The organism is Massilia sp. 05N420 (assembly GCF_056397205.1).
The window spans coordinates 33,400-41,754 of record NZ_JBFTMX010000056.1 but is presented as its reverse complement, the minus strand read 5'-3'; the positions used below and the strand labels follow the sequence as shown (position 1 = coordinate 41,754).

Here is an 8,355-nt window from a genome sequence, read left to right as displayed (position 1 = left end):
CGGTATCTCCGACGAGTTCGGCATCATCCGCCACATGGTCAACCTCGAGGTGGTCAACACCTATGAGGGCACGCACGACATCCACGCCCTGATCCTGGGCCGTGCGCAGACCGGCATCGCGGCCTTCTGATCCTTGCCTCCCGGGCGGGCACGCATGAGATACTGCGCGCTCGCCCGGGGCCGCTGACCCGGGAGTCATGTGGACAGGAATGCAATGGCTTTGCGCAGTTGGAGATCGAATCGGAAGCTCGGTGCCGCCTTCGCGGCATGCACGCTGGTGCTCGTCACCGTGTCCGCCTACGCGATCGTCAAGAGCCGCCATCTGAACGAGCTGCACCGTACCCTGGCCTCGCGGGCCGAGGTCTATGGTTCCACCATCGGCGGCGTGATCGACCGCTACGAATTCCTGCCGCTGGCGATCGCCCAGAGCGACCTGGTGTCCGCCCTGCTGGAGCATGAGGGCGGCGTGTCCGCGGGCGAGGTGAATGCCTACCTCGAACGCATCAACCGGCGCGCCGGTGCCTTCGCCGTCTATGTGATCGGCCTGGACGGCACCACGCTGGCCTCGAGCAACTGGAAGGAGCCGACCTCCTATGTCGGCCAGAACTACGGCTTCCGTCCCTATTTCAAGCAGGCCGCGGCCGGCGGCACCGGCCGCTATTACGGCATCGGCGTGTCCACCGGCGAGGCCGGCTATTTCATCGCGCAGCCCGTGTGGCGGCACGAGCGGGTGATCGGCGTGGCCGTCGCCAAGGTCAACCTCGACTGGCTGGAGCGCTCGTGGCGCTCGCACGGCGGCAGCGAGCAGATCCTGGTCAAGGACGGCAACGGCGTGATCCTGCTGTCTTCCTTCGAGGGCTTCAAGTTCAAGCTCGAGGCGCCGCTGTCCGAGGCCGCCCAGCGCAGCATCCGCGAGCAGCGCCAGTTCTACCGCGAAGACCTGACCTTGTTGCCGCACCAGGTGAGGGAGCGCTTTGCCGACGGCGCCTCGGTGCTCTCCTTCGACAATCGCACCGACTACCTGGCGGTCAGCCATCGACTGGCGCCGCTGGAGTGGGACATCACCGTGCTCGCCGAACTCGACCAGGTGCGGGCGGCGGCCAGGAATGCGGCGATTGCCGCCGCCCTCGGCTGGGCCTTACTCATGCTGGGCGCCCTGTATGCCGGCCAGCGCCGCAGCCGCGTCCGCGACCGCCTGAATGCCCAGCAGGCGCTGTCTCAGGCCTATGCCGAACTCGAGGTCAAGGTGGCCCAGCGCACCGCCGACCTGCAAAGCGCCAACCTGCGCCTGCAGGCCGAGGTGAGCGAGCGCGAACGCGCCGAGCGGACCCTGCGCTATGCCCAGTCCGAGCTTGTCCAGAGCGGCAAGCTGGCGGCGATCGGCCAGATGGCGGCCGGCGTCACGCACGAACTCAACCAGCCATTGGCGGCGCTGCAGACCTTCTCCGACAATACCCGGGTGCTGCTGGCGCGCGGCCGCATCGACGACGCGCTGGACAACCTGAGCACCATTTCCGACCTGGTCAAGCGGCTCGGCTACATCACTTCGCAACTGAAGGGGTTTGCCCGCCGCAGCGACGACGGCAAGCAGTCGGCCAGCGTGCGCACCGCCTTTGCCCAGACCATGCTGCAGATCCGCACCCGTCCGGGCAGCGAGCGCCTGGTGCTGACGGAGGAATGGCCCGGGCACGACGTACTGGTGCCCTGCAATCCGATCCGGCTCGAACAGGTGTTCACCAACCTGGTGTCGAACGCGATCGAGGCGGTGGCGGCGCCGGGCGAAGTGCATATCGCCGTCGTCGTGCGGCAGGACGGGGAGCAGGTCACGATCGAGGTCAGCGACAACGGTCCGGGCGTGCCGGTATCCCTCATCGACCGCATCTTCGAACCCTTCTACACCACCAAGGAGCAGGGACTGGGACTCGGCCTGTCGATCAGCGCCGGCATCGTCCGCGCCGCCGGCGGCGCGCTGACGGTCCGCAACCGCACCGCGAGCGAAGGCGGCGGCGCCCAGTTCATCATCAGCTTCACCTGCCATAGGGAATCCCATGCTTGAAACCAGCTCCGACGGCATGCAAGTGCTGTACGTGGAAGACGATGCCGTGGTCCGCAAGGGCGTGCGCCAGGCGCTCGAACTGGCCGGGCTGAACGTCATCGCCTGCGCCACGGCCGAGGAGGCGCTGCCCCACCTGTCGCCGGCCTTCCGCGGCATCCTGCTGAGCGACGTCAGGCTGCCGGGCATCGACGGCCTGAAGCTGCTGAAGATGGCGGTCGAGGAGGATGCGACCCTGCCGGTGATCCTGGTGACCGGCCATGGCGACGTCTCGATGGCGGTCGACGCCATGCGCCAGGGCGCCTACGACTTCATCGAGAAGCCGTTTTCCACCGACCTGCTGCTCGAAGTCTGCCGGCGCGCGCTCGACAAGCGGCGCCTGGTGCTGGAGAACCTGGACTTGCGGCGCCAGCTGGACAACCGCGCCGGCATCGAGGCCCGGGTGATCGGGCGCAGCAGTGCGATGACCCGGGTGCGCCAGCTGGTGCTGAACCTGGCCCCCAAGGATGCCGACGTGATCATCCTGGGCGAAACCGGCACCGGCAAGGAATTGATCGCGCGCTGCCTGCACGAGTTCAGCGAACGCAGCCAGCATCCCTTCGTGGCCCTGAATTGCGGCGCCCTGCCGGAGTCGATGTTCGAATCGGAACTGTTCGGCCACGAGGAGGGCGCCTTCACGGGCGCCCAGCGCCAGCGCATCGGCAAGATCGAGTATGCCAACGGCGGCACCCTGTTCCTCGACGAAATCGAAAGCATGCCGCTGGCGCTGCAGGTCAAGCTGCTGCGCGTGCTGCAGGAACGCAAGGTCGAGCGGCTCGGCTCGAACCGCCTGATTCCGGTGAACTTCCGCGTCATCACCGCGGCCAAGGAAGACCTGGCGGCGCTGGCGGAGCAGGGCAGCTTCCGCGCCGACCTGTATTACCGCCTGAACGTGGCCAGCCTGACCCTGCCGGCCCTGCGCAACCGGCGCGAAGACATTCCGCTGCTGTTCGAATTCTTCGTGCTGCAGGCGGCGCGGCGCTACGGCCAGCCGGCCCCGCTGGTGGGCGAGGAACTGCTGCATGCGCTGATGGCGCATCGCTGGTCCGGCAATGTGCGCGAACTGCAGAACGTGGCCGACCGCTTCGTGCTGGGACTGCTCGACGATAGCCTGGCGCCGGCCGAAGCCAGGCGCGAAGTCTCGCTGGCGGAACAGGTCGACGCCTTCGAGCGCTCGATCATCGAAGAGGCGCTGCGCCGCCATGGCGGTAACATCATCGATGCCGCGCAAAGCCTGAACATCCCGAAAAAGACCCTGTACGACAAGCTGAAGCGTTTCGACATCTCAACCGCGCAATTCCGCTGACGCGTATTGCTTATCGCTAAGGCCTGGGCCTATGATACGCAACGCTTTCAGGACCCCGCCATGCCGATACCCCGATTCCTCGCCGCCGCTGCCTCCTTGTCTTTCTCGTTCGCCCTGCTGCACTCGCCGGTCCAGGCCGCGCCAGCCGGCGAGCCGACCAAGGTCTTGCACATGTTCCTGTCGACCAGCGAGGCCGGCCTCGATCCGGCGGTCGGCTCGGATCTGGCCACCTTGTCGCTGCTGGAAAACCTGTTCGACCCGCTCCTGCGCTACGACTACCTGGCGCGGCCGGTAAAACTGCAGGGGAATACGGCAACCGGCCTGCCGACGGTGGACGACGGCGGCCGCACTTACACCTTCCGCATCCGTCCCGGCATCCATTTCACGCCGGACCCGGCCTTCAAGGGCGGCAAGCGTGAAGTCACGGCCCAGGACTATGTGTACAGCTTCAAGCGCCTGTACGACCCGACCCTGCATTCGCCCTTCGGCTACATCTTCGACGGCAAGCTGGTGGGCGACGAAGCGCTCAAGAAGAATTTCAGCTATGCCACCGAGATCCCGGGCCTGCAGGCGGTCGACCGCTACACCCTGCGCATCCGCCTAAAGGAACCCGACAACAACTTCCTGTTCTACATGGCGATGCCGGCGGCGTCCGTGGTCGCGCGCGAGGTGATCGAAGCCTATCCGGGCCAGGCCGGCAACCACCCGGTCGGCACCGGTCCCTTCATGATCGGCGACTGGAAGCACAGCGACCGCATCGTGCTGCTGAAGAATCCGGCCTCCAGCGCCGTCTTCCACACCAGCCTGGGCGAGCAGAACGATGCCGGCGACAAGGCCCTGGCCGCGGCGCTGGAAGGCCGGCAGCTGCCGCGCGTGGACCGCGTCGAGGTCAAGATTGCCGAGGAATTCCAGGGCCGCATGCTGGGCTTCCTGAACGGCGAATACGATTACCTCGAGCAGGTGCCGGAATCGATGACCGACATGGTGATCCAGGACGGCAAGCTCAAGTCCGAGTTGAGCGCGCGCGGCATGCAGCTGACCCGCTTCCCGGTGCTGCAGACCTACTATATGTGGATGAACATGCAGGACCCGGTCGTCGGCGGTTATACCAAGGACAAGATCGCGCTGCGCCGCGCCATCTCCCTCAGCTACAACAACGCCGAAGACATCGCCCTGCTGAAGAAGGGCTTCGCGATGAAGGCGGATTCGCCGCTGCCGGCCGGCGTGCTGGGCTACGACCCTGATTACCGCAGCCCGGTACCCTACGATCCGGCCCTGGCGAATGCCCTGCTGGACCGCTACGGCTACGCCAAGCGCGACCCGGACGGCTTTCGACGCCAGCCGAACGGCGAACCCCTGACCCTGGTGATGAGCAGCGAAGCCACGGTCGGCGGCCGCCTGCGCGACGAGCTGTGGCGGAAGTGCCTGAACGCGATCGGCCTGCGCGTGGTCTTCAAGTCGGACAAGAAGCCCGAGATCATCAAGGCTTCGCGCCTGGGCAAGGTGCAGATGTTCGAGAGTAACTGGGTGGCCGACTTCCCCGACGGCGACAACTTCTACCAGCTGCTCTACGGCCCCAACGCCGGCCGCGCGAACTATGCGCGCTTCAACCTGCCGGCCTATAACGAGCGCTACGAACAGGCGCGCGCCCTGCACGACGGTCCCGAGCGGCAAAAGCTGTATTTCGAGATGAACCAGCTGATCCACGCCTATAACCCATGGGTGCCCCTGACCCATGTGCTCTCGGCCGATATCCGTCAACCGTGGCTGAAAAACTACAAACGCCACCCGGTCGAATTCACGCAATGGCGTTATCTGGACGTCGATGTTGCGGAAAGAGCACGCGCTACCCGAGGGAAATGATAGTTTTTGCTAGATTTTCCCTAGCTAAACATTCCCTGTAGTTATACTCAGCTCCGGATTTTTCATTGGAACGCGCAAATACGTCCGCGTACCCTCGAAATCAAAATAACGTAATGCAAAGACATTACTTGACAGTACAAAATCCCAAAAGACAGTCGCAGCACTACCCAAGGAGAGACGCGTGAAGTTGAAGAAGTTAGCACAGATGATCGCCCTGATCGGCATCGTCAGCCCGGCCGTTGCACAGGAAGTGCCGGCGGATAAGCCGATCCAGCGCGTTGAAATCACGGGTAGTAGCATCAAGCGCATCGCCAAGGAAGGCGCGCTGCCGCTGGAAATCATCAGCCGCAAGCAGATGGAAGACCAGGGCATCGTCACCGCCGAGCAGTTGATCGCCAACCTGAACGTCAACGGCAACGGCTCGGACAACCTGGCCTCGAACTCGGACGTCACCTCCGGCGCCCAGCGCGGCAACAACGGCGCCTCGAGCGCCAACCTGCGCGGCCAGGGCGCCGACTCGACCCTGGTGCTGCTGAACGGCCGCCGCGTGGCGACCTATGGCATGAAGGGCTCGGCGGTCGACCTGAACTCGATCCCGTTCGCCGCGGTGGAGCGCGTCGAGGTGCTGAAGGACGGCGCTTCGGCGATCTACGGTACCGACGCGATCGGCGGCGTGATCAACTTCATCACCAAGAAGAATTACCACGGCCTGGAAGCCCAGGCATTCGAAGATGCCACCCAGCACGGCGGTGCGAACATCGCACGCGCCTCCCTGACCGGCGGCTGGGGCGACCTCGACAAGGACGGCTACAACCTGCTGGTGACCGGCGCGCGCGCCGAGAACAATGCCTTGAAGGGCAGCCAGCGCGACTTCGTCAACACCTTCCAGCCGAACCGCGGCGTGTCGGTCGACACCCGCGGCGCACCGTTCGCGAACGTGTTCGGCGTGTCGCCGACCTCGTACGGCAAGACCCTGCTGGGCACCAACGCCAGCGGCGTGGCGGCGGCAGGCGGTACCCAGCTGTACAACGGCATCAGCGTGCTCGACCTGCCGGGCGGCAAAGGCTGCAACAGCATCGACGGCATGGCCGCCTATGACGAAAAACTGTGGGACACCCCGAGCGCCGCTTACGGCTGCGCATGGGATACCGGCCGTGCGGCCGTCCTGCAGCAGCCGGTGACCAGCAACAATGGCCTGGCGCGCCTGACCATCCAGCGCGGCGAGCACCAGCTGTTCGCCGAACTGGTCGGTTCGCAAGTGACCTCGAAGAAGAGCTTCTCGCCGAACCAGATTTCGCCGTCGACCGTCAACTTCCCGTACAGCTCGTTCTACCCGAGCACCGGCTCGGCGTACAACATGGTGTACAACGAGCTGGTCAAGGTATTCCCGAGCATTGCCGCCAACTATGGCTCGCCGATCGCCTACCGCTGGCGCTGCATGGAGTGCGGCAACCGCGAGATCGAGACCGAAAGCAAGGCAGGCCGCCTGCAAATCGGCGCCGATGGTCCGCTGACCCTGTTCGGCCGCCGCTTCGACTACCGCGTCGGCCTGTCGAAGGCCTACAGCGAAGCCGAATCGCACCTGGGCAAGGGCTATAACTACACCGCCGCCCTGGCCAATGCGCTGGGTACCGGCATCATCAACCCCTTCCTGCTGCCGGGCGAGAAGCAGAGCCAGGCCGCGATCGACCTGATCAAGAGCACCTCGGCCGAAGGCGTCACCATGTACGGCGGCCGCACCACCCTGACGCAGGCCGACGCCGCGCTGTCGGGCGAGGTGTTCCAGCTGCCGGCCGGCGCCGTCATGGCCGCGATCGGTACGGACCTGCGCCGCGAAGGCTACTCGTTCAACGGCGACGGCCGTGCCGCGTCAGCCCGTCCGGCCATCCTGAACGCGCCGTTCGACGACCAGAACGCGCTGAAAGAACAGAAACGCGACATCAAGGCGGTCTACTTCGAGTTCCTGATCCCGGTCACCAAGTCGCTGGAGCTGAACATCGCCGGCCGCCAGGATCATTACTCCGGCTTCGGCAACACTTTCAACCCGAAATACTCGTTCCGCTTCCAGCCGATCGATTCGCTGATGTTCCGCGGTTCGTACAACACCGGCTTCCGCGCACCGTCGTTCAATCAGCTGTTCAACGGCATCACCGAGTCGCAGTACGCCGGCAAGGACTTCGCCGACCCGGCCAAGTGCCCGACCCTGAAGGTCGACAGCAGCAAGCCGGGCTGCGAATCGGTCACCCCGGTCATCTGGACCGGCGGCAGGACCAACCTGGGTCCGGAAACCGCCAAGCAGGGCACGCTGGGCGTGGTCTGGCAGCCGCTGGCCAACTTCTCGATGAATGCCGACCTGTGGGAAATCCGCAAGCAGAACACCATCGACTCGTTCACGCTGGCGACCATGACCGCGAACTACAACCTGTTCAAGGACCAGTTCCTGCGTGACGGCGCCGGCAACCTGACCGTCGTCGACCAGCGCTGGGTGAACGCCGGCGAGCGCATCACCCGCGGCCTGGAACTGGGCGCCCGCACCAACGGCAAGCTGGGCCAGGGCACCTGGACCGCCAGCATCGACGGTACCCGCCTGCTGGAGAAGAAGTCGCGCGCGACCACGAACAGCGCCTTCGGCCCCAGCGAAGTCGGCCTGTTCACCTTCACCGGCGACCTCGGCCTGAAGTGGAAGCACACCGCCTTCCTGACCTACAAGCAGGGCGACTGGAACACCACGCTGACCAACGTCTACCGCGCGGGCTACAAGGACCAGRTGCTGCCGGGCGTGGCCAACGGCGTCGTCCATCCGGCCGACCTCAATCCGGACGTCAAGGCTTACTCGATCTTCCACCTGAGCCTGAGCTACACCGGCGTGCCGAACACCACCATCACGGCCGGCATCAAGAACCTGTTCGACAAGGACCCGCCGTTCGCGATCACCTACGACAGCAACTCGGGTGCGGGCAGCACCTGGGAGCCGCGTGTGGCCGATCCGCGTGGCCGTTCCTTCACGCTGCTGGCGAACTACAAGTTCTTCTGATCGCCCGTATCGCCAACGGCCCGTCGACCGGGGAGCATGTCTCCCCGGCCCGCGGGCCGT

4 protein-coding genes and 1 pseudogene are annotated in these 8,355 nt (G+C 65.3%); all 5 read left to right on the top strand.

Features of this window, described 5'->3' with window-relative positions:
• Nucleotides 1-130, top strand: a pseudogene (locus AC1DIX_RS25265) (acyl-CoA dehydrogenase); the annotation flags it as partial.
• 84 nt (nucleotides 131-214) lie between these two features.
• Nucleotides 215-2,056, top strand: a complete 1,842-nt coding sequence (locus AC1DIX_RS25260; RefSeq protein WP_477328105.1) for a sensor histidine kinase — start codon at nucleotides 215-217, stop codon at nucleotides 2,054-2,056.
• Nucleotides 2,049-3,398, top strand: a complete 1,350-nt coding sequence (locus AC1DIX_RS25255) for a sigma-54-dependent transcriptional regulator (RefSeq protein WP_477328104.1) — start codon at nucleotides 2,049-2,051, stop codon at nucleotides 3,396-3,398. Before AC1DIX_RS25260 ends, AC1DIX_RS25255 begins: the two co-directional genes overlap by 8 nt.
• 60 nt (nucleotides 3,399-3,458) lie before the next feature.
• Nucleotides 3,459-5,261, top strand: coding sequence for an ABC transporter substrate-binding protein (locus AC1DIX_RS25250; protein WP_477328103.1), 1,803 nt, complete (start codon nucleotides 3,459-3,461; stop codon nucleotides 5,259-5,261).
• Nucleotides 5,262-5,442: 181 nt separating this feature from the next.
• Nucleotides 5,443-8,295 (top strand): TonB-dependent receptor domain-containing protein, encoded by a 2,853-nt coding sequence (locus tag AC1DIX_RS25245; protein WP_477328102.1) that lies wholly within the window; start codon nucleotides 5,443-5,445, stop codon nucleotides 8,293-8,295.
• Nucleotides 8,296-8,355 lie beyond the last annotated feature (60 nt).